Origin of the sequence: Pseudomonas tritici (assembly GCF_014268275.3) — a bacterium.
GTDB lineage: Bacteria > Pseudomonadota > Gammaproteobacteria > Pseudomonadales > Pseudomonadaceae > Aquipseudomonas > Aquipseudomonas tritici.
This window is the reverse complement of record NZ_CP077084.1, coordinates 5,980,011-6,000,053: the sequence shown is the minus strand read 5'-3', so window position 1 is coordinate 6,000,053 and position 20,043 is coordinate 5,980,011. Positions and strand designations below refer to the sequence as shown.

Here is a 20,043-nt window from a genome sequence, read left to right as displayed (position 1 = left end):
GGCGAGGATACTGGCCGCCGTTTCCCGTGACCTCGAAGCCACCATGACTTTTAAAAGACTGACCGTTGTACTGCTGGCCTGCCTGACACTGTCCGCCTGTGGCGGCGTTGATCCGAATTCGCCGCTGGGCCAACGCAAGGCGATCTTCAAGCAGATGCTCAAGACCGGCGAAGACCTGGGCGGCATGTTGCGTGGACGCCTCCCGTTCGACGGCGCGAAATTTGCCGAAGGTGCGGTCAAACTGGATGCGTTGTCCCACGAGCCGTGGAAGCATTTTCCAAGCGTGCGCGAAGAAGATCACACCAGCGCCAAGGACGATGTCTGGCAGAAACAGGCGCAATTCCAGCAATTGGCCCGCGACCTTGAGGCGGCCACCGGTGAATTGGTGACCGCCAGCCAAGTGCAGCCTTACAAGGCGAGCAACCTGGGGCCAGCGGTGCAAAAAGTTGAAGATGCCTGCAGCGCCTGCCATAAGCAGTTCCGCGACCACTGATCGGTTTTACTGGTCGAGCTCCTCCACGGCATCCTGCAGTTCCTTGCGGGACTCGGCGAGCTTGTCCTTACGTTTGTTGATCTTGTCCGCGTCGCCTTTTTTCATGGCCTTGTCCAGATCGGCCTGACGGCGGCTGACCTCATGCTTGGCGTCGAGCACCTTGTTTTCCCGCTCCTTCTTCAGGGATGCGTCGGTGCAGTTGGCGGTGACTTCGCTCAGGGCTTTTTCCAGGCCGGCTTGTTGCGCACTGTTGCCGTGGGCCTTGGCCTGTTCGATCTGGGTGCTGATGGCTTGGCGCTTGGCGGCGCAGCCGGTGAGCTGCGGTACGTCCTCCGCAGCCAGCAGCGGAGTGGTCATGAAGCTTGCGACGGTCAATAGGGCAAGCGGTGCTAGAAATTTCATGTGGGGCTCCAAGGTCGCAATCTGGTGGCCGGCTGCGGTCTAAAACCCGTCGATGCCGGCCGCGCGTAATGTGTCTGCCAAGGCCTGTACTTGCGGGTCGCGGAAAAAGGCGCTCAATTGCGCTGCGCGGCCCGGGCCGATGCCCTCGATGGCCAGCCAGGCTTGGGTATCTCTGGCGACCAGCGTCTGCCAGTCGCCTTCCAGGTTGTTACGTGCCGCAGGCGGTACCCCCAAGGCTTTGAGCCATTGTGCGAAGGGCCGTTGCCGCGCGCTGTGAAGGCTTTCGAGGACGCGCGCGCGGCTGCGATCACCGAAGCCATCAATGTTAGCAAGCTCTGCCGCATCCAGGGTCAACCAATCGAGAAAGCCTGCGATTAGACCGGCCTGGATTAATACGTTCCAGGTCTCGCGGCCTATGTGTGGCAAAGCGAGGCCCTCGTTGCCGCTCAGCCAGGTAAGGCGTGCCAGCAATTGTTCTTCACAACCGGGGTCCAGTTGCCAGCAGCTCAACGCGTGGAATTTTCCTGGGTTGGGCACTGGCAGCTCCGCCCTTGTGGTGTTGCGCAGAATGACCTCATCCAACCGAGGGATGACTTGGCCCGCCAGGCTGATGGAAACCTGGTCACCGGGGCGGATATCCAGCGCTTGCCAGCGCCTCAATGAGCCCGCGCTCACCCGGCTGATCTGCCGGTCATCCAATCGCACCGGTTCCAACTCCAGCATGGGGGTCACGCGCCCGGTGCGGCCGATCTTGAATTGCACGTTACGCACCAGCGCCAAGGCCTTGGCCGCCGGGTACTTCCAGGCAACCGCCCAGTAGGGCGCGCTGACCTGCCAGCGATCGGCGGGTGCGCGCTGCGCCTGGTGCAACACCACCCCATCGCTGGCGAACGGTAGAGGGTGGTTGTACCAATAGGCACGCCAGTGCGTGGCTTCGTTGATGTCGCGGATGGGCTGGCTGTATCGCCGGCTATCGGTGAAACCCCAACTTGCCAGCGTGGCCAGGCGCTCGGTGAACCCTGCCGGCCCCTCGGGCCAGGCCCAGACGAACAGACCAATGCCGGCGGCGTCGGTGTCGCTTAATTGTTTGCGGTTCATCAGCCCGGCCACCTTGCTGCGGGCATTAAGCCCTCCGCTTGCCGATTGCACATGGTCGTCGAGGTGCCAATAGAGTTCGCCTTGCAGCACCACGTCGATAGGCTCTGGCAATTGCTGGACAATGCTGGGGATTTTTCGCGCGGAGGCAGACCAGTCGTGGCCCTTGACGCCATCGCCTCGGCTGATGACTTGACTCAGGCGCCCCTGGCGATACACCACAGTCACTGCCACACCGTCTACCTTGGGTTGAATCCAGACATCCTCGCGTGTACCCAGCCAGATACCGACTGCCTGTTCATCCAGCAGTTTCTCCAGGCCGGTGTGGGCAACGGGGTGAGGCAGGGTTCCGCGTGAACTCGCGAGAGGGTTGTTGGGCGTCGCAGTGGGTTCGGGAAAGCACCGACGCCAGTGGGCCAAGCGCTGGCGCGCCTGGTCGTAGAGTTCATCGCCGACCGGGGATTGGCCAAGCCGGTGGTAGCTGTCATCCCACTGGCGGATCTGTTCGGCCAGGGTGCCGACCTGCGAGCGGGCTTCGTCCGGGCAGCCTTCGGCCCACACCCAGAAGGGTAATGCGCTGAGTAAAAGGGCAAACAATAAACGCATCATGAGCATCCTTGCTCGGAAAGGGTGCCCAGCCTAAATGATCCTCGCGGGCACAAAAAAGCCCCGACAGTGCGAGGCTTTTTACTGGGTGTTTCTATTTACTTGAACAGACCGCCCAGGGCTTTCACTGCGTCGGGCTTATCGGCCTTGGCCTCCTGGTTTTGCTGCTTGGCGTCGGCTTTGGCCTGGGCTTCAGAGAGTTTGTTGCAACCTTTGTTGATCTGGTCCTGCGCGGCTTTGAAAGCCTTCACTTTCAGCTTGTCCTTTTGGGCTTCGGCGACATCGATCTTGGTTTGCAGGTCTGCAGATTGCTTCTGGCAGTCGCCGGAATTGCCGCCACCCAGTTGGGCGCCCAGGGCGCCACTCAGTGCGCTCAGGTCGGCGGCGTTTACCGGCAGGGCGAACAGGCTGAGCAGCAGGGCGGCAGGGGCGAGCGTGGAGATGCGCATGAAAAACCTCAATGTTCGATTGCCTGCGCACGTGTCTATCCCGGGCTGGCGCAGGGCAATATCCAAATAAGGTAGAGGGCCCGAGAGGGCGCGGATTCTAGAGCGCCATCATTGTGCCTGCAAGGTTTGGATCCAAAAAATGTGAAGGTCGTCGCGCGAATTGCCGTGCAATAAAAAGCCCCGCCAGGCGAACCCGGCAGGGCTTTTGTGTACCAGGAGCGATTACAGGCCGGCGGCAGTCCGCAGGTCGTTGGCGCGGTCGGTTTTTTCCCAGGTGAAGGTGGTGAAGGTGTCGTCGCCGACAGTCTTCTGCGCAGGGGTACGACCGAAGTGGCCATAGGCTGCGGTTTCCTGGTACATCGGGTGCAGCAGGTCGAGCATGGTGGTGATCGCGTAAGGGCGCAGGTCGAAGATCTCACGCACCAGTTTCACGATCTTGTCATCGCCGATCTTGCCGGTGCCGAAGGTATTCAGCGAGATCGACGTAGGCTGGGCCACGCCGATGGCGTAGGAAACCTGAATCTCGCAACGCTCGGCCAGGCCGGCTGCGACGATGTTCTTGGCCACGTAACGGCCGGCGTAGGCGGCCGAACGGTCAACTTTGGAAGGGTCTTTACCCGAGAACGCGCCACCGCCGTGACGGGCCATGCCGCCGTAGCTGTCGACGATGATCTTGCGACCGGTCAAGCCGCAGTCGCCTACCGGGCCGCCGATGATGAACTGGCCAGTCGGGTTGATGTGGAACTGGGTGTCCTTGCTCAGCAGTTCGGCAGGCAGCACGTGCTTGACGATCAGCTCCATCACGCCTTCGCGCAGGTCGGCATAGGACACGTCCGGGTTGTGCTGGGTCGACAGAACCACAGCGTCGATACCGACGACTTTGCCGCCTTCATAACGGCAGGTCACCTGGGACTTGGCATCCGGACGCAACCACGGCAACAGGCCGGATTTACGGGCTTCGGCCTGGCGCTGCACCAGTTGGTGCGAGAAGGTGATCGGTGCTGGCATCAGCACGTCGGTTTCGTTGCTGGCGTAACCGAACATCAGGCCCTGGTCGCCTGCGCCCTGGTCTTCCGGCTTGGCGCGGTCGACACCCTGGTTGATGTCCGGGGATTGCTTGCCGATGATGTTCATCACGCCGCAGGTCGCGCCGTCGAAGCCGACGTCGGAGCTGTTGTAGCCGATGTCGGTGATCACGTCACGAACGATCTGCTCAAGGTCAACCCAGGCAGTGGTGGTCACTTCGCCAGCGATGATCGCTACACCGGTTTTCACCAGAGTCTCGCACGCCACACGGGCGAACTTGTCTTCAGCAATGATGGCGTCCAGCACCGCGTCAGAAATCTGGTCGGCGATTTTGTCCGGATGCCCTTCAGACACGGACTCGGAGGTGAAAAGGGAGTATTCGCTCATCTCGATGTTTTCCTGATTTTACCGATGGTGAGTGTCGCCAGCCGGCCGCTGAAAATGGCGGACCTGAATCTGGAAACCATTACGTAAACCTACATAGAGGCTTTCCCCGGGAACGAGTCCCGCAGCGGTGGCCCAACGGGCCAGATCGTCCTGTTCAAAACCCAACCAGAGATCACCGCAGGCCTCCCTGGCCCAATTCTGGTTGTGGCTGCATAAATCCGTAACCAACAGGCTACCGCCGGGGTGCAGCAACCCGGCCATTTGTTTGAGCGCGTCGGCGGGGGCGGCGAAATGGTGCAAGACCATGTTCAACACCACGCAGTCGGCTTTAATCGCTGTGCTATTCAATGCATCAGCCAGTTGCAGGCGCACATTGCCCAGTGCCTCGCGCTCGCAGAGCTGGCGCGCCAGTTCGAGCATCGCCGGGCTGTTGTCCAGCGCCGTGACCTGGTGAAAACGCCGAGCCAGTTCCGGCAGGAAACCGCCATCGCCTGGGCCGACTTCGAGTGCCGTGGCCTCATCACTGAAGCTCAGCTTGTCGAGCAGCGCCAGTACGCTGTCGCGATATTGGGCAAGGCCGGCAATCAGGTCTTGCTGGGCGCGAAACTTGTCGGCAACCCGTGCGAAAAAATCCTGGCTCGCGGCAGCCCGCTGCCCGTGGACCTGGCCGATGCGGGACTGCACATCCCCCGGCAGCAGCAGGCTGTCCACTTCTTCAAGCAGGGCGGCGTGCAGCTTGCCACCGAGCAGTTCGGTGTGGGGCAGGGCGCGGCGGTAGAAAATCGCATTACCTTCACGGCGGGTGGCCACCAGGTCGGCCTGGGCCAATACCTTCAAGTGGTGACTCATGCCGGACTGGCCAATGGCGAAGATCTGCGCCAGTTCCAGTACGCCGAAGGAATCGTTGGCCAGCGCGCGTAATACGTTCAAACGCAGCGGATCGCCAGCGGCCTTGCACAAGGCTGCCAGTTCATCGCCGTCGTCGGGGCGCAGTGAGGGCATGGGTAGATTCATAAGGCCAGCAGTCTAGTGATGGGTGGATAACCCCGCAAGGCCAATATCAAAAAGTTTTGATATTGGTCGATAAGTGGTGGTTACAAGCAGCCGCTATAACCTTTAGACGAACCGGTTAAAGGTTTATGCAAGGGATTGGCGCCCAAAGCACAGGAAAAACCGCCCAAGTGAGTATCTGTCATTGCCCGCAAGCGGTGGCTGAGGGAAAATGCCGGTCCTTTTTTCCGTTTCTTTATATTCAAACCTCAGGAGATCAGCGATGCCCAGCCGTCGTGAGCGTGCCAACGCCATTCGTGCCCTCAGCATGGATGCCGTGCAAAAAGCCAACAGCGGCCATCCCGGTGCCCCGATGGGCATGGCGGATATCGCCGAGGTACTTTGGCGTGACTACCTGAAACACAACCCGAGCAACCCGTCGTTCGCCGACCGCGACCGCTTCGTGCTGTCCAACGGCCATGGTTCGATGCTGATCTACTCGCTGCTGCACCTGACTGGCTATGACGTCACCATCGACGATCTGAAAAGCTTCCGCCAGCTGCACAGCCGCACCCCGGGCCACCCGGAATTCGGCTACACCCCAGGCGTCGAGACCACCACCGGTCCCCTGGGCCAAGGCCTGGCCAATGCCGTTGGCTTCGCGCTGGCTGAGAAAGTCTTGGGCGCACAATTCAACCGCCCTGGTCACGACATCGTTGACCACCACACCTACGTGTTCCTGGGTGATGGCTGCATGATGGAAGGCATTTCCCACGAAGTCGCGTCCCTGGCCGGCACCCTGGGCCTGGGCAAACTGATCGCTTTCTACGATGACAACGGCATCTCCATCGACGGCGAAGTCGAAGGCTGGTTCACCGATGACACCCCTAAGCGTTTCGAAGCCTACAACTGGCAGGTGATCCGCAACGTCGACGGCCACGATCCGGAAGAGATCAAGATCGCCATCGACACCGCCCGCAAGAGCGCGCAGCCGACCCTGATCTGCTGCAAGACCACCATCGGTTTCGGTTCGCCGAACAAGCAAGGTAAAGAAGACTGCCACGGCGCCCCACTGGGTGACGCGGAAATCGCCCTGACCCGTGAAGCGCTGAAGTGGAACCACGGCCCGTTCGACATCCCGGCCGACATCTATGCCGAGTGGGACGCCAAGGAAAAAGGCCTGGCCGCCGAAGCCGAGTGGGACCAGCGTTTCGCTGCCTACTCTGCCGAATTCCCTGAGTTGGCCAACGAACTGGTACGTCGCCTGGCCGGTGACTTGCCTGCCGACTTCTCGGAAAAAGCCTCGGCCTACATCGCCGAAGTCGCGGCCAAGGGCGAGACCATCGCCAGCCGTAAAGCCAGCCAGAACACCCTGAACGCCTTTGGCCCGCTGCTGCCTGAGTTCCTCGGCGGTTCCGCCGACCTGGCCGGTTCCAACCTGACCCTGTGGAAAGGCTGCAAAGGTGTTTCGGCTGAAGACGCCAGCGGCAACTACATGTACTACGGCGTACGTGAGTTCGGCATGAGCGCCATCATGAACGGCGTGTCCCTGCACGGCGGCCTGGTGCCTTACGGCGCGACTTTCCTGATGTTCATGGAATATGCGCGCAACGCCGTGCGTATGGCCGCGCTGATGAAGAAGCGCGTGATTCATGTCTACACCCACGACTCCATCGGCCTGGGCGAAGATGGCCCGACGCACCAGCCGGTCGAGCAACTGACCAGCCTGCGCACCACGCCCAACCTGGATTGCTGGCGCCCAGCCGACGCCGTCGAATCCGCGGTGGCCTGGAAGCACGCGATCGAGCGTAAGGACGGCCCTTCGGCGCTGATCTTCTCGCGTCAGAACCTGCAACACCAAGTGCGTACCGATGCGCAGATCGCCGACATCAGCCGTGGTGGCTACGTACTCAAGGACTGCATTGGCGAGCCGGAGCTGATCCTGATCTCCACCGGTTCCGAAGTCGGCCTGACCGTTCAGGCCTACGACAAGCTGACCGAGCAAGGCCGCAACGTACGCGTCGTGTCCATGCCGTGCACCAGCGTGTTCGAAGCCCAGGACGCGGGCTACAAGCAGTCGGTATTGCCGTTGCAGGTCAGCGCGCGTATCGCTATCGAAGCGGCGCACGCCGACTACTGGTACAAATACGTGGGCCTGGAAGGCCGCGTGATCGGCATGACCACCTACGGTGAGTCGGCGCCGGCGCCAGCATTGTTCGAAGAGTTTGGCTTTACCCTGGAAAACATCCTGGGTCAGGCTGAAGAGCTGCTGGAAGACTAAGTCAGTCTGCGTTGTCTGTACTGGCGCCATCGCGGGCAAGCCCGCTCCCACATTTGGATCGCGGTCTAATGTGGGAGCGGGCTTGCCCGCGATGGCGTCAGAACATTCAACACCGAACTCACATTGATCGAGAACCCCATGCCTCAACCGCGTCCCTACAAAGTTGCACTCAACGGCTACGGCCGCATTGGTCGTTGCGTCTTGCGTGCGCTGTTCGAGCGAGGGGCGGCAGCCGGGTTTGAAATTGTCGCGATCAACGATCTGGCCGACATGGCCAGCATCGAATACCTGACACGTTTTGACTCCACCCACGGCCGGTTCCCCGGCGAAGTGCGGGTTGAGGACGACTGTCTCCATATTAATGGCAGCTGCGTGCAAGTCTTGCGCAGTGCCACCCCCGAAGGCATCGACTGGAAAGCACTGGGCGTCGACCTGGTGCTGGAATGCTCCGGTGTCTATCACACCCGCGCCGACGGCCAGCGTTTTATCGACGCCGGCGCACCGCGTGTGCTGTTTTCCCAGCCGATGGCCAGCGAGGCGGACGTGGATGCCACCATCGTCTACGGCATCAACCAGGATTGCCTGACCGGCGCCGAGTTGCTGGTGTCCAACGCCTCCTGCACCACCAACTGCAGCGTGCCGCTGTTGCGCCTGCTGGATCAGGCGATTGGCCTGGATTACGTGTCGATCACCACGATTCACTCGGCGATGAACGACCAGCCGGTGATCGACGCCTATCACCACGAAGACTTGCGCCGCACGCGTTCTGCGTTTCAGTCAGTGATTCCGGTGTCTACAGGCCTGGCGCGTGGCATCGAGCGACTGCTGCCGGAACTTGCCGGGCGAATCCAGGCCAAAGCCGTACGGGTGCCGACGGTGAACGTGTCCTGTCTGGATATCACGATGCAGACCGTCAGCGACACCGATGCGACGGAGGTCAACCGAATCCTGCGCGACGCCGCCACCAGCGGTCCGCTCAAAGGTTTGCTGGCCTACACCGAGTTGCCCCACGCCAGTTGTGATTTCAACCATGACCCGCATTCGGCGATTGTCGATGCCAGCCAGACCCGCGTTTCCGGCCCGAGGCTGGTGAACATCCTGGCCTGGTTCGACAACGAATGGGGCTTTGCCAACCGAATGCTGGATGTTGCGGAACATTATCTGCACATTGCCTCTAAACAACCTCAACAGTAATTCAGGAACTGCGACCCATGACCGTGTTGAAGATGACCGACCTCGATCTGCAAGGTAAGCGCGTACTGATCCGCGAAGACCTCAACGTCCCAGTCAAGGACGGTGTTGTCACCAGCGATGCGCGAATCCTGGCCTCGCTGCCGACCATCAAGCTGGCCCTGGAAAAAGGCGCGGCCGTGATGGTTTGCTCCCACCTGGGTCGCCCGACCGAAGGTGAGTTCAGCGCGGAAAACAGCCTCAAGCCTGTCGCCGATTACCTGAGCAAAGCCCTGGGCCGCGACGTACCGCTGGTGGCTGACTACCTGGGTGGCGTCGACGTTAAAGCCGGCGACATCGTGCTGTTCGAAAACGTGCGCTTCAACAAAGGCGAGAAAAAGAACAGCGACGAACTGGCCCAGCAATACGCTGCGCTGTGCGACGTGTTCGTGATGGACGCGTTCGGCACTGCCCACCGCGCCGAAGGCTCGACCCACGGCGTGGCCAAGTTCGCCAAGGTCGCCGCTGCTGGCCCGTTGCTGGCCGCTGAACTGGATGCACTGGGCAAGGCGCTGGGGGCTCCGGCGCAACCGATGGCTGCCATCGTTGCCGGCTCCAAGGTGTCCACCAAACTGGACGTGCTCAACAGCCTGAGCCAGATCTGCAACCAACTGATCGTCGGCGGCGGCATTGCCAACACCTTCCTGGCTGCCGCCGGTCATCCGGTGGGCAAGTCCCTGTACGAACCGGACCTGCTCGACACCGCCCGCGCCATTGCCGCCAAAGTCAGCGTGCCATTGCCGGTCGACGTGGTGGTTGCCAAGGAGTTTGCTGAAAGCGCCGAAGCCACCGTCAAGCTCATCGCCGACGTGGCTGACGACGATATGATCCTGGATATCGGCCCGCAAACCGCCGCCAACTTCGCCGAATTGCTGAAAGCCTCCCAAACCATCCTGTGGAACGGGCCGGTTGGCGTGTTCGAATTCGACCAGTTCGGCAACGGCACCAAAGTGCTGGCCAAGGCGATTGCCGAAAGCTCGGCATTTTCCATCGCCGGCGGCGGCGACACCCTGGCCGCCATCGATAAATATGGCGTTGCTGACCAGATCTCCTACATTTCTACCGGTGGCGGCGCATTCCTTGAATTCGTCGAAGGCAAAGTGCTGCCTGCCGTTGAAGTGCTGGAAACCCGAGCCAAAGGTTAAGGCGCGTGATCCGGAAAAGGAGTATTCCCATGATCAAGTCGTTGGCATTGGTGATCGCAGCGGGCCTGCTGGCCGGCTGCGGTAGCACGCCAAGCGCTGCGCCTGAGCCTGGAAAGCCGGGAGCGCAGCCGAAAAAAAGCTGCTACCAGGCTGACTGGCAAGCCGAGACCATGCCGGTGATTAACAAGCGCCTTGGCAACGAGCGGCTGGAGCAATACGACTCCGCGCCCAACGGTCAGGAACAGGGTTGCCCTTGACGGGTCTGATCAACTAACCGACTGCATCGGTGGCCCAAGGCCCCCGTGTGAGGATTGGCAATGAAAGGTGTTTTCGCCCTGGCAGCCCTGGCCCTGTTGGCCGGCTGCAGCAGCATGAATATGTTCAACAAGGCAGAAACGGCCGATAAGTGGACCACCTGGACCTGCGACAGCAAGGCCGAGGTCAACTGGCGCTTTGCCAACCAGGCCCGCAGTGAGGTGGATGTACGCCTCGGCGGTTCTGATCAGGTCTACCGCCTCAAACAGGACGTTGCCGCCTCGGGCGTGTTGTATGCCAACGACCAATTGGCGTTTCACACAAAGGGTGAGGAAGGCCTGGTTTACTGGGTCGCGACTGATGATTTGATCGGGCGCGGTTGCAAAGCCCAATAAGGTCTCAAATTTGATGAGATCCAACTGTGGGAGCGGGCTTGCCCGCGATGGCGGAGGGTCAGCAAAAAAAATATTGACTGATACACCGCTATCGCAGGCAAGCCAGCTCGCACATTAATCCGGTTCCACAGTGACATAAGTTGCGAACCGGACACTGCAATAACGATTCAGCAGGCCAGGCATGCAAACCCTGACCCGCAATAACTTGAATAGCAGCCGCCGCTACGGCAGGCTTGCACGATTAACGACCCTCGACCGGGAGAGACAACACAATGGCACTTATCAGCATGCGTCAAATGCTGGACCACGCAGCCGAGTTCGGCTACGGCGTCCCAGCCTTTAACGTCAACAACCTTGAGCAGATGCGCGCCATCATGGAAGCCGCTGACAAGACCGACTCCCCCGTGATCGTCCAGGCTTCGGCCGGTGCGCGCAAATACGCCGGTGCACCGTTCCTGCGTCACCTGATCCTCGCCGCGATCGAAGAATTCCCGCACATCCCGGTGTGCATGCACCAGGACCACGGCACCAGCCCTGACGTGTGCCAGCGCTCCATCCAACTGGGCTTCAGCTCGGTGATGATGGACGGCTCCCTCGGCGAAGACGGCAAGACCCCAACCGACTACGAGTACAACGTACGCGTTACCCAACAAACCGTCGCCATGGCTCACGCCTGCGGCGTGTCGGTTGAAGGCGAGTTGGGCTGCCTGGGTTCGCTTGAAACCGGCATGGCCGGCGAAGAAGACGGCATCGGCGCCGAAGGCGTGCTGGATCACAGCCAAATGCTGACCGACCCGGAAGAAGCCGCCGACTTCGTCAAGAAGACCCAAGTTGATGCCCTCGCCATCGCCATCGGCACCAGCCACGGCGCCTACAAGTTCACCAAGCCGCCCACTGGCGACGTGCTGGCCATCGACCGCATCAAGGAAATCCACAAACGCATCCCCAACACCCACCTGGTGATGCACGGTTCTTCTTCGGTGCCGCAAGAGTGGCTGGCGATCATCAACCAGTACGGCGGCGACATCAAAGAAACCTACGGCGTACCGGTTGAAGAGATCGTCGAAGGCATCAAGTACGGCGTGCGCAAGGTCAACATCGACACCGACCTGCGCCTGGCGTCCACCGGTGCGATGCGTCGCCTGATGGCCACCAACCCAAGCGAGTTCGACCCGCGTAAGTTCTTCGGTGCCACCGTGACCGCTATGCGTGATGTGTGTATCGCGCGTTATGAAGCGTTTGGCACGGCGGGGAATGCTTCGAAGATTAAGCCGGTTTCGTTGGAAGCGATGTATCAGCGTTACCTGAAAGGTGAGTTGAACGCTAAGGTGAATTGAGCCTAGGCGTTTAAAAGGAAGCCCGCAGTGATGCGGGCTTCTTTTTGCCTGGAATTTGATCAGGCTGCGGTGGGCTTATCAAAACCACGGTATTCGATTACGCGAAACGCATCACTCACGTCCTGCACCAGAATCCGCGCCGTATTGGCTACGTTGTTCAGGTCGCGCTCGCCAAAGTTCGGCTCCCACACGGATCATTGGCGTATTCAAGCGTGCGAATGATCTGTGGGCTCGTTAGGACTAGGCCTGCAAGACAGGAGTCGATGCTTACTCGTGATCAATATCCAATTTAGCAAACGTCACCCGCGCGCCTTCCTTGGTATTCCCACTGTTGTCCTGTACGTACGCCCCGGCCTTGAAGTACAACGGCTTTGACCCCCACGCCGCACCAATGCGTTCATTCCACTCTCCATCCGCCGCATACACACTGAGCAGCCCGGCTTTGTTGAGATTGATCACATAGGTAAAGCTCTTCTCCAGCGGCACATTCGACGCGACGGTAATCACCCGACCTTCACCGTCATCCGGGCGCATGCGCACCTTGGCGACGATGTTGCCGGCCTGGGTCTTCTCCTTGAATTGGTACTCCAGCTTGATCAACGGTTTCTGGCTGTCATAGGCGTGGATCTGCCCAATCACGACCTTGCCGGTGGAGGGCACTTGGTTGACCGTCAGGGTGGCACGCAAAAAGTTGTCGGCATCCGGGTAGGTCCAGTTGCGCAGACGCCCGTCGGCGTAGGTTTCGCGCAGTTCGCTGCGTGGGTACACGGCGTTTTCCGTGCGGGTGCCGGTGACGGGGGTCCAGAATTGCACGTTGCTGCCTTCGGCCTGGAAGTATTGGTCTTTGAAGCCGCTCATCAGCTTGGGGGTGTCGATGGTCGCGGGCGGGGAGCCGACGGGGATGCTCAGGTTCCAGGTGGAAAGGTCAATCATGGGCGTAGGCCTTTTTACAGAGGGGTGTAGGCTATGGCCCTTGGGCCAGACAGGTTCTTTATAGGCGGTCGCCACCCGCTTGTTAATTAAACGCTGGCAAATTATTGGCGCCAGGGGAATGCCAAAAAGCCATGTTTCCCATGGGCCGTGGCCTCCAGGCACTGACCGTTAGTCGGCTTCCTGAACTTTGACGCAATGATGGCACTGCGGTTACTTCTGATTTTTCGGAACCGGGGATAGAGTGAGGCCTCATTGTTTGTCCGGGTTTTTTCCCAGAAGTGACCGGAGCAGCTCCTAAGGAAGATTCGTAGCATGGAATGCGCTCCACACCACGGCGATGGCAGTTCGGTTCTCTTGGTGGTCGATGACTATCCGGAAAACCTGATCAGCATGCGTGCACTTTTACAGCGTGACGATTGGAAGGTCGTCACTGCGAGCTCCGGCGTAGAGGCCTTGGAGTTGTTGCTGGCGCACGAAGTCGACCTGGTGTTGCTGGATGTGATGATGCCCGGCATGGATGGCTTTGAAGTGGCCCGCCTGATGCGCGGCAGCCAACGTACGCGGATGACGCCGATCATCTTCCTCAGCGCCAACGTCCAGTCGCCTGCCGCCGTGCAGGAAGGCTACGCCATCGGCGCCATCGATTACCTGTTCAAACCCTTTGACCCGCACATCCTCAAGCCCAAGGTCCAGGCGTTACTGGAGCATCAGCGCAATCGCCGGGCCTTGCAGCGCCTGAGTCATGATTTGGAGTCCGCTCGCGCCTTTAATGCCTCGGTGTTGGACAACGCCGCTGAAGGCATCCTAGTGGTGAGTGAGGAGGGCGTGATCGAGTACGCCAACCCGGCGATATCACGTTTGCTCAATGCCACGATGGACGAACTGCAGGGCCAGGAATTCCTGGGGTTCCTGCAAAAGCCTCATGTTCAGACCTGGCCGGACTCGCTGATGTATGCCGCTTACCGCCAGAGTGACACTTGGCGCCTGCACGATGCGCTCCTGCGTACCAATCGTGGCCAGCAGGTGCCGGTGGCGTTGTCTTGCGCGCCGTTGCCCGCCGAGCAGAAGGCGATGGTAGTGACGGTGCTGGACATGTCCGAGGTGCGCCACCTGCATCAGCAACTGGAGTTCCAGGCAGTTACGGATCCGTTGACCGGGCTGCTGAACCGGCGCGGTTTCCACCAGGCAGTGGAGAACACCCTGCTGCGCAGCGAGCGAACTGACCAGGCCCTGGTGTTGCTGTACCTGGACCTGGATGGCTTCAAACGCGTCAACGACTCCCTTGGGCATGACGCAGGCGACCGGGTACTGCGTTGGGTGTCGGAGCAATTGCAAGGTTGCCTGCGCTCCTACGACATTCTCGGGCGCATGGGCGGCGATGAATTTACCGCGCTGCTGGAGCTGGAATTCCCAGAACAGGCGGCGAAGATTGCGGAAAAACTGATCGAGCGCGTGTCGATCTGCCATCAGGTGGACGGCCTGGAAGTGATGCTCGGCGTCAGTATTGGTATCGCCACTTTTCCGGATTGCGGCTCGGACTTGAATGGCCTGCTGCGCGCCGCCGACATCGCCATGTACGAGGCCAAGCGTGCGGGCCGTCAGCAATATCGCTATTACGACCAGGAAATGAATGGCCGCGCCCGTTCGCGCCTGATGCTGGAAGACAGCGTGCGCACGGCGATACACAACAAGGATTTCATCTTGGTGTATCAGCCTCAGGTGTCCCTGGATGACGGGCGTTTGCGCGGTGTCGAAGCACTGTTGCGCTGGCAGCATCCGAGTGTTGGCGATGTGCCGCCTGGGTTGTTCTTGCCATTGCTGGAAGAAGCGCGGTTGATCAGCCAACTGAGCGCCTGGATTTACCAGCAGGTCGCCGCCCAGCTTCAGGCATGGCAGGCCAGCTTTGATAATGAGCTGGTGCTGAGCGTGAGCCTGAGCAGTAACCAGTTCAATATGCCCAACCTGGCGACCCAACTGCAGCAGGTACTCGAACGACATGGGTTGCAGGGGCGCCAGCTGGAGGTGGAAATCAGTGAAGACAGCCTGATGAGTAACCTGGAAGAGTCGACCAAGCAACTGAAGTTGCTGCGCCAGCTCGGTGTGCGCACTGCGCTGGACGATTTTGGTTTAGGCAACTGTTCCCTGGCGCATCTTCGCGATTTAGCGTTCGACACCCTCAAGCTCGACCCGCAATTGGTCGCGCGCCTGCCGGGCTCCGCACGGGACGCGGTGATGGCCCGTAGCATTATCGAGCTATGCGGGCATTTCGATGTACTGGTGATCGCCGAAGGCGTAGAAACCCAAGAACAAGCTCAATGGCTCAAGGCCAATGGGTGCACGTTTATCCAGGGCCCATTGGCGGCGCAGCCATTGATGGCCGAGGAAGTCGCCAACTGGTCGCGCGCTCGCGTGCGCTGAATTCGCTACACTGGCGCCCATCCGAACCCTGTTGCAGACCCCATGACCGCGCTGAAGTACCTCCAGGCTTATCCCACAGCTCTCCAAGAGCAAGTGCGCCAGCTGATCGCCAAGGACCAGTTGGGTGCTTACTTGGAGCAACGTTACCCTGAACGCCACGCCGTGCAGAGCGACAAGGCCCTGTACGCGTACGCGTTGGCCTTGAAGCAGGAACACCTGCGTAATGCGCCGGCCATCGACAAAGTGTTGTTCGATAACCGCCTGGACCTGACCCACCGCGCCCTCGGCCTGCACACCACGATCTCGCGGGTACAGGGCGGCAATCTGAAATCCAAGAAAGAGATCCGCATTGCCGCGCTGTTCAAGGAGGCCGCGCCAGAGTTCCTGCGCATGATCGTGGTGCACGAACTGGCCCACTTCAAGGAATCGGACCACAACAAGGCGTTCTACAAACTCTGTGAGTACATGATGCCGGGCTACCATCAGGTGGAATTCGACCTGCGGGTCTACCTCACGTACCGCGACCTGCAGGGCAAACCCTGACCGCACAAGGTGACCGACCATGGATGTGAGCAAGACCAAGAGCAGCTTTTACCGCCGCCTGTATGTGGCCTACTTGATCGACAGTGAGCAGGCGAGCAACGTCCCGGCGCTGACCGACGCCACCGGCATGCCCCGGCGCACGGCGCAGGATACGATTGCGGCGTTGGCCGATCTGGATATCGTGTGTGAGTTCGAGCAGGAAGACGGTGCGCGCAATCATGCGGGGCACTATCGGATTCGCAACTGGGGGGCGATTGATCGGGTTTGGATCGAGAAGAATCTGGCGGTGATCAAGCAGGTGTTGGGTTATCCCTGAAGGTCGGCGGCGACTGGGCTGACGCTATCGCGGGCAAGCCCGTTCCCACATTTTTGACGTGTGAGTACAGTCAAGTGTGGGAGCTGGCTTGCCTGCGATGAGGCCCTCAAGCGCGCCGCATACCAATGTGTGGAATATCATCCTCAAGGTATTCGTCACCCGCCACCACGAACCCATACCGCCCGTAGTACCCCTGCAAATGCGCCTGGGCTGACAGAAATATCGGCGTCTGCGGCCATATATCGGCAATCCGCTCCAGCGTCTCTTCCATCATCCGATGCCCCAGCCCGGTGCCGCGCGCCACGGGCGCCACAATCACTCGGCCGATCACCACATCGCCGCCCTGGGACTCCGGGTCCAGCAGGCGCAGGTACGCCACGAGTTGATCATCCTGCCAGGCCATCAGGTGGTGGGTGTCGCCCGACAAGTCCTGCCCGTCAAGATCCTGGTAAAGGCATTTTTGCTCCACGACAAAGACCTCGTTGCGCAAGCGCAAGATGGCGTAAAGCTGCTCCTTGCCCAAGTCGTCGTGATGTTTGCAGACCCATTCAACTGTCATGACGTGTTCTCTTATAAATGTCTGTTCCGGATAGTAAGCGCGACCGCCGTGTGTGTCTAAATCCGTTATTTTTGTGAGTGAAATCAAATTGCCATCATTGAGTGCGCTCGGCACCGGTTTCTTTGTGTAATCTGAGCTACTGTTAGAACCTCAGGCGCTGCCTGAGCTAAGGCCACCGCCTGCCTGCCTAGGACTTGAGCATGCCGCGATTCTCTCGTGCCGTTGCTTTGATTGGAGTGTTGTTGCTGGCCCAGCCTGCATTTGCACAGCGTTTGCGCCTGGTAGCGGATGCATGGCCACCTTTTACTGACGCCACATTGATCAACGGCGGGCTTGCCACCGATATCGTCAGCACCGCGTTGGCCCGTGCGGGTTATGCCAGTGATTTTGAACAGGTGCCCTGGGCCCGTGCGTTGATGGGCGTGGGCGATGGGCGCTACGACGTGCTGGTCAACGCCTGGTACGACGATGCTCGCACTCAACTGGGGCAGTTCTCCGGCGAGTACCTGCTCAACCGCGTGCGTTTCATCAAGCGCCGCGACGACCCCATCGATTTCCAGAACCTAGAGCAGCTGCACGACTATCCCATCGCTGTGGTGCGCGGGTATGCCTATTCGGCGGCGTTCGATGGGGATGCGCAGTTGCAGAAAGTCCCAGTGCATAACTTCGCCATGGCCGTGCGTATGCTCGCGGCGCAGCGGGTTCGGATGACGGTGGAGGATGAATATGTGGCGCGTTTTTTCCTTTCCCGGGAGTCGGCACGGGTGCGCGATGCGGTGGAGTTTTTACCCAAGCCGCTAAGTGAAAACAGCCTGCATATTCTGGTCAGCCTGAAAAACCCTGAGCATGCGCAGATTGTCGCCAGCTTTGATCGGGAAATTGCCAGGATGAAGGCGGATGGGAGTTATGCGCGGTTGATGAAGCAGCATGGGATGTAGGGCTCCCGCGGGCCTCTTCGCGAGCAAGCGGTTTAGACCGCGCTGGTATCTTTGATCAGATGCGCCGCCAACGTGCGCAGCGGCCCCAACTGCCGACAAATCAACGCCAACTGCGTTTGCACCAACCGCTGCCCTTCATCAATCTCATCCGGCATCTGCTCCAGATCGGCCGCCAACGCTTCCTCGGCATCGCTTTGAATCGCAATCGGCTGTTTGTTCGCCAGCCCTGTAGCGATTTCATCGATGCTCGCCGCCAAGGTATTGCCGGCGCCGTCGATCAGATGCTCGCGCACCTCGGCCGGCAACTGTGTTTCGCGATGAGCACCCAGCCCTGACAAGTAACTGAGCAAGGTGTGCGACAGCACCAGGAAGCGGAATCCTACGTCCGCCTCCTTCCGGAAGTGCCCAGGCTCCATCAGCATGTTCGCCAAGGTGGTGGACAGCGCCGCATCGGCGTTGTGCGCATTGCGACGGGCCAGGCGGTAGGCCAGGTCGTCGCTCTTGCCGGCGGCGTATTGCTGCATGATCTGACGCAGGTAGATGCTGTTGCAGGTCAGGGTGTTGGCCAGCACCTTGTTCAGGCGTCGGCCCTGCCAGTCCGGCAGGAACAGGAATACCGCCAGGCCCGCAATCAAGCTGCCGAGCAAGGTATCGAACAGGCGTGGCAGGAATAGCCCGTAACCATCACCCACCTGGTTGAAGCAGAACAGCACCATCAGGGTGATGGCGGCCGTGGCCAGCGTGTAGCGGGTCGTACGGTTGATAAAGAACACCAGGCCGGCGGCGATGGCGAACATCGACTGCACCAGGGGGCTCGGGAACAGGTCGAACAGTGCCCAGGCCACAGTGAGGCCGATGGCGGTGCCGATGATCCGTTGGCCGAGCTTGCGCCGTGTCGCGCCGTAGTTGGGCTGGCACACGAACAGCGTGGTGAGGATGATCCAGTAGCCCTGGGAAGCGTGGATGGCATGCAGGGTGCCGTAGCCAATGGTCAACGCCAGGGACAGGCGCAAGGCATGGCGGAACAGCAGTGATGTTGGCGTGAGTTGGGTGCGCAACCGCGTCCACATTTCCTTGAGGTTGCGCGGCGCACGGTCCAGCAGGTTGCTGTCGGTGGCATCAGCCAGCCTGTCGGGGTTACTGGCGTCGCCCAGCAGGCGGTCGAGTGTGGACAGGTTGGCCGCGAGGGCGCGCAACGACCGCAGCAGGCCGCGCCAGGCGGGGTTGCTCTGGATGCGCAGGTGTTCCAGGGACGCATTCAAGTCGCCCAGCGCTTCGGCGAAGCTGTCGTCATAGATGAACGGCTGGCGCAGTTGGATCGACTCGGCGAGGGCCTGGCAGGCCTTGCCCTGTTGACGCAGCAGGCGCTGGCAACGGAACAGCACGTCACTGTGGAAGAAGGCTTCGGCCAGCGCGTTGTAAGGGTAGTGGGATGAGCTGGCGCGTTCGTGGATGTCCTGGGCGAGGAAGTACAGCTTCAGGTAACGGCTGACTTTCGAGCCTGGGCGGCCATTGCCCACGCGGTGCAGGATGATTTCCTTCGCCGCATTGAGCGCCGCCACCACCCGGCCGTTTTGCTGGGCCAGTTCCAGGCGTCGCGCCTCTACATCCAACTGGCGAATCGGTTCAAACAGTGACGACTTGAGCTTGAGGTAACGCCCCAGTTCGCGAAACAACCGCGCCAGACTCTGCTGCACCGGCTGGTTGGAAAACAGCGCCTGCCACAGGACTGACAGCACGCCGTACCAGGCGGCGCCGGCCACCAACAGCAGCGGCTCATGCCAAAAGTCCGAGACGGCGCCACCGCGCTGGTCCACACCGATCATGGTGTACACCGACAGAATCAATGTCGCCGAGGCAATCGCGCCATAACGTTCGCCCAAGGCGCCGAGCATGGTCAGGCAGAAGGTGGCCAGTGCCAGGGAGATCGCGAAGATCCAGGGATAAGGGAACAGCAGCTCCACCGACAGTGCGGCGATGCTGAAACACACCAGCGTGACTGCCAGGGCGTTGAGGCGGCCCTGCCAACTGTCATCGGTCTCGGCCAGTGCACTGGCGATAATCCCCAGGAACAGCGGGATCAGCAGCGTCATTTCATCTTGGTACCAGCACAACGCCATGCTGCCGGTGAGGGCGATGAACACCCGAATGCTGTAGCTGAATTTATCCAGCGCCCACAGGCGCCGCATGGACTGCTTGAACGAGGTCGATGACATGAAGTCTGGAGTCTTCCGGGACGATGCCG

At 60.4% G+C, this 20,043-nt stretch carries 19 protein-coding genes and 1 pseudogene; 11 read left to right on the top strand and 9 right to left on the bottom strand.

The window, feature by feature from the left end; translation table 11 throughout:
* Nucleotides 1–43: 43 nt before the first annotated feature.
* Nucleotides 44–493: a c-type cytochrome gene (locus HU722_RS27560; RefSeq protein ID WP_065871904.1), complete on the top strand. Its 450-nt coding sequence runs from the start codon at nt 44–46 to the stop codon at nt 491–493.
* Nucleotides 494–499: 6 nt separating this feature from the next.
* Here the strand turns inward: HU722_RS27560 and HU722_RS27555 are convergent, their stop codons facing one another.
* From HU722_RS27555 to HU722_RS27535, 5 genes are all read right to left on the bottom strand, one after another.
* A complete protein-coding gene (locus HU722_RS27555) occupies nt 500–895 on the bottom strand; it encodes a DUF1090 domain-containing protein (protein ID WP_065871903.1) in 396 nt (131 codons plus the stop codon).
* Between the two features lie 39 nt (nt 896–934).
* Entirely contained in the window at nt 935–2,599 is a 1,665-nt protein-coding gene (gene ligB / locus HU722_RS27550) for an NAD-dependent DNA ligase LigB (RefSeq protein ID WP_065871902.1), read from the bottom strand.
* A gap of 95 nt (nt 2,600–2,694) precedes the next feature.
* Nucleotides 2,695–3,045 carry a hypothetical protein gene (locus tag HU722_RS27545; RefSeq protein ID WP_065871901.1) on the bottom strand — a complete coding sequence of 117 codons (351 nt, stop codon included), beginning with the start codon at nt 3,043–3,045 and terminating at the stop codon, nt 2,695–2,697.
* 222 nt (nt 3,046–3,267) lie between these two features.
* Nucleotides 3,268–4,458, bottom strand: a complete 1,191-nt coding sequence (gene metK, locus HU722_RS27540; RefSeq protein WP_049711157.1) for a methionine adenosyltransferase — start codon at nt 4,456–4,458, stop codon at nt 3,268–3,270.
* An 18-nt stretch (nt 4,459–4,476) separates the two neighbouring features.
* Nucleotides 4,477–5,472 (bottom strand): ArsR/SmtB family transcription factor, encoded by a 996-nt coding sequence (locus tag HU722_RS27535; RefSeq protein WP_065871900.1) that lies wholly within the window; start codon nt 5,470–5,472, stop codon nt 4,477–4,479.
* A gap of 259 nt (nt 5,473–5,731) precedes the next feature.
* Between HU722_RS27535 and tkt the strand changes: the two genes are divergently transcribed.
* The 6 genes from tkt to fba all read left to right on the top strand — a co-directional run bounded on the left by tkt (nt 5,732) and on the right by fba (nt 12,091).
* Entirely contained in the window at nt 5,732–7,729 is a 1,998-nt protein-coding gene (gene tkt / locus HU722_RS27530; protein ID WP_065871899.1) for a transketolase, read from the top strand.
* Between the two features lie 138 nt (nt 7,730–7,867).
* The gene (epd, locus tag HU722_RS27525; protein WP_065871898.1) at nt 7,868–8,923 is read left to right on the top strand and encodes an erythrose-4-phosphate dehydrogenase; all 1,056 of its coding nucleotides are present in this window, start codon (nt 7,868–7,870) and stop codon (nt 8,921–8,923) included.
* A 17-nt stretch (nt 8,924–8,940) separates the two neighbouring features.
* A complete protein-coding gene (locus HU722_RS27520) occupies nt 8,941–10,104 on the top strand; it encodes a phosphoglycerate kinase (RefSeq protein WP_065871897.1) in 1,164 nt (387 codons plus the stop codon).
* Nucleotides 10,105–10,133: 29 nt separating this feature from the next.
* Complete coding sequence (locus HU722_RS27515) at nt 10,134–10,361, top strand: hypothetical protein (RefSeq protein WP_065871896.1); 228 nt, start codon at nt 10,134–10,136, stop codon at nt 10,359–10,361.
* A 60-nt stretch (nt 10,362–10,421) separates the two neighbouring features.
* On the top strand, nt 10,422–10,754 hold the full coding sequence (locus tag HU722_RS27510) for an MliC family protein (protein WP_065871895.1): 333 nt from the start codon (nt 10,422–10,424) through the stop codon (nt 10,752–10,754).
* A gap of 272 nt (nt 10,755–11,026) precedes the next feature.
* Nucleotides 11,027–12,091 (top strand): class II fructose-bisphosphate aldolase, encoded by a 1,065-nt coding sequence (gene fba / locus HU722_RS27505; RefSeq protein WP_053128086.1) that lies wholly within the window; start codon nt 11,027–11,029, stop codon nt 12,089–12,091.
* 59 nt (nt 12,092–12,150) lie between these two features.
* Here the strand turns inward: fba and HU722_RS27500 are convergent.
* Together HU722_RS27500 and HU722_RS27495 are read right to left on the bottom strand one after the other, a co-directional pair.
* A pseudogene (locus tag HU722_RS27500) lies at nt 12,151–12,273 on the bottom strand (fructose-bisphosphate aldolase); the annotation flags it as partial.
* Between the two features lie 85 nt (nt 12,274–12,358).
* Nucleotides 12,359–13,024, bottom strand: a complete 666-nt coding sequence (locus HU722_RS27495; RefSeq protein WP_065871894.1) for a polysaccharide lyase family 7 protein — start codon at nt 13,022–13,024, stop codon at nt 12,359–12,361.
* Between the two features lie 312 nt (nt 13,025–13,336).
* On the opposite strand from HU722_RS27495, the gene HU722_RS27490 reads away from it, so the two are divergent.
* From HU722_RS27490 to HU722_RS27480, 3 genes are read left to right on the top strand one after another with little or no spacing between them, the layout of a single operon-like run.
* Nucleotides 13,337–15,442, top strand: a complete 2,106-nt coding sequence (locus HU722_RS27490; protein WP_065871893.1) for a putative bifunctional diguanylate cyclase/phosphodiesterase — start codon at nt 13,337–13,339, stop codon at nt 15,440–15,442.
* A gap of 42 nt (nt 15,443–15,484) precedes the next feature.
* Nucleotides 15,485–15,985, top strand: coding sequence for a M48 metallopeptidase family protein (locus HU722_RS27485; protein WP_065871892.1), 501 nt, complete (start codon nt 15,485–15,487; stop codon nt 15,983–15,985).
* A 19-nt stretch (nt 15,986–16,004) separates the two neighbouring features.
* On the top strand, nt 16,005–16,301 hold the full coding sequence (locus tag HU722_RS27480; protein ID WP_065880167.1) for a winged helix-turn-helix domain-containing protein: 297 nt from the start codon (nt 16,005–16,007) through the stop codon (nt 16,299–16,301).
* Between the two features lie 106 nt (nt 16,302–16,407).
* On the opposite strand, the gene HU722_RS27475 is transcribed toward HU722_RS27480, so the two are convergent.
* Nucleotides 16,408–16,860, bottom strand: coding sequence for a GNAT family N-acetyltransferase (locus HU722_RS27475; RefSeq protein WP_065871890.1), 453 nt, complete (start codon nt 16,858–16,860; stop codon nt 16,408–16,410).
* Nucleotides 16,861–17,060: 200 nt separating this feature from the next.
* Between HU722_RS27475 and HU722_RS27470 the strand changes: the two genes are divergently transcribed.
* Nucleotides 17,061–17,798, top strand: a complete 738-nt coding sequence (locus HU722_RS27470; protein ID WP_065871889.1) for a substrate-binding periplasmic protein — start codon at nt 17,061–17,063, stop codon at nt 17,796–17,798.
* 32 nt (nt 17,799–17,830) lie between these two features.
* Here HU722_RS27470 and yccS read toward each other — a convergent pair whose 3' ends face one another.
* Nucleotides 17,831–20,014 carry a YccS family putative transporter gene (gene yccS, locus HU722_RS27465; RefSeq protein WP_065871888.1) on the bottom strand — a complete coding sequence of 728 codons (2,184 nt, stop codon included), beginning with the start codon at nt 20,012–20,014 and terminating at the stop codon, nt 17,831–17,833.
* Between the last annotated feature and the right edge of the window lie 29 nt (nt 20,015–20,043).

Coding starts and splice junctions, on each gene's coding strand:
- HU722_RS27560 (WP_065871904.1), top strand. CDS start 44: ATGACTTTTAAAAGACTGACCGTTGTACTGCTGGCCTGCCTGACACTG.
- HU722_RS27555 (WP_065871903.1), bottom strand. CDS start 895: ATGAAATTTCTAGCACCGCTTGCCCTATTGACCGTCGCAAGCTTCATG.
- ligB (WP_065871902.1), bottom strand. CDS start 2,599: ATGATGCGTTTATTGTTTGCCCTTTTACTCAGCGCATTACCCTTCTGG.
- HU722_RS27545 (WP_065871901.1), bottom strand. CDS start 3,045: ATGCGCATCTCCACGCTCGCCCCTGCCGCCCTGCTGCTCAGCCTGTTC.
- metK (WP_049711157.1), bottom strand. CDS start 4,458: ATGAGCGAATACTCCCTTTTCACCTCCGAGTCCGTGTCTGAAGGGCAT.
- HU722_RS27535 (WP_065871900.1), bottom strand. CDS start 5,472: ATGAATCTACCCATGCCCTCACTGCGCCCCGACGACGGCGATGAACTG.
- tkt (WP_065871899.1), top strand. CDS start 5,732: ATGCCCAGCCGTCGTGAGCGTGCCAACGCCATTCGTGCCCTCAGCATG.
- epd (WP_065871898.1), top strand. CDS start 7,868: ATGCCTCAACCGCGTCCCTACAAAGTTGCACTCAACGGCTACGGCCGC.
- HU722_RS27520 (WP_065871897.1), top strand. CDS start 8,941: ATGACCGTGTTGAAGATGACCGACCTCGATCTGCAAGGTAAGCGCGTA.
- HU722_RS27515 (WP_065871896.1), top strand. CDS start 10,134: ATGATCAAGTCGTTGGCATTGGTGATCGCAGCGGGCCTGCTGGCCGGC.
- HU722_RS27510 (WP_065871895.1), top strand. CDS start 10,422: ATGAAAGGTGTTTTCGCCCTGGCAGCCCTGGCCCTGTTGGCCGGCTGC.
- fba (WP_053128086.1), top strand. CDS start 11,027: ATGGCACTTATCAGCATGCGTCAAATGCTGGACCACGCAGCCGAGTTC.
- HU722_RS27495 (WP_065871894.1), bottom strand. CDS start 13,024: ATGATTGACCTTTCCACCTGGAACCTGAGCATCCCCGTCGGCTCCCCG.
- HU722_RS27490 (WP_065871893.1), top strand. CDS start 13,337: ATGGAATGCGCTCCACACCACGGCGATGGCAGTTCGGTTCTCTTGGTG.
- HU722_RS27485 (WP_065871892.1), top strand. CDS start 15,485: ATGACCGCGCTGAAGTACCTCCAGGCTTATCCCACAGCTCTCCAAGAG.
- HU722_RS27480 (WP_065880167.1), top strand. CDS start 16,005: ATGGATGTGAGCAAGACCAAGAGCAGCTTTTACCGCCGCCTGTATGTG.
- HU722_RS27475 (WP_065871890.1), bottom strand. CDS start 16,860: ATGACAGTTGAATGGGTCTGCAAACATCACGACGACTTGGGCAAGGAG.
- HU722_RS27470 (WP_065871889.1), top strand. CDS start 17,061: ATGCCGCGATTCTCTCGTGCCGTTGCTTTGATTGGAGTGTTGTTGCTG.
- yccS (WP_065871888.1), bottom strand. CDS start 20,014: ATGTCATCGACCTCGTTCAAGCAGTCCATGCGGCGCCTGTGGGCGCTG.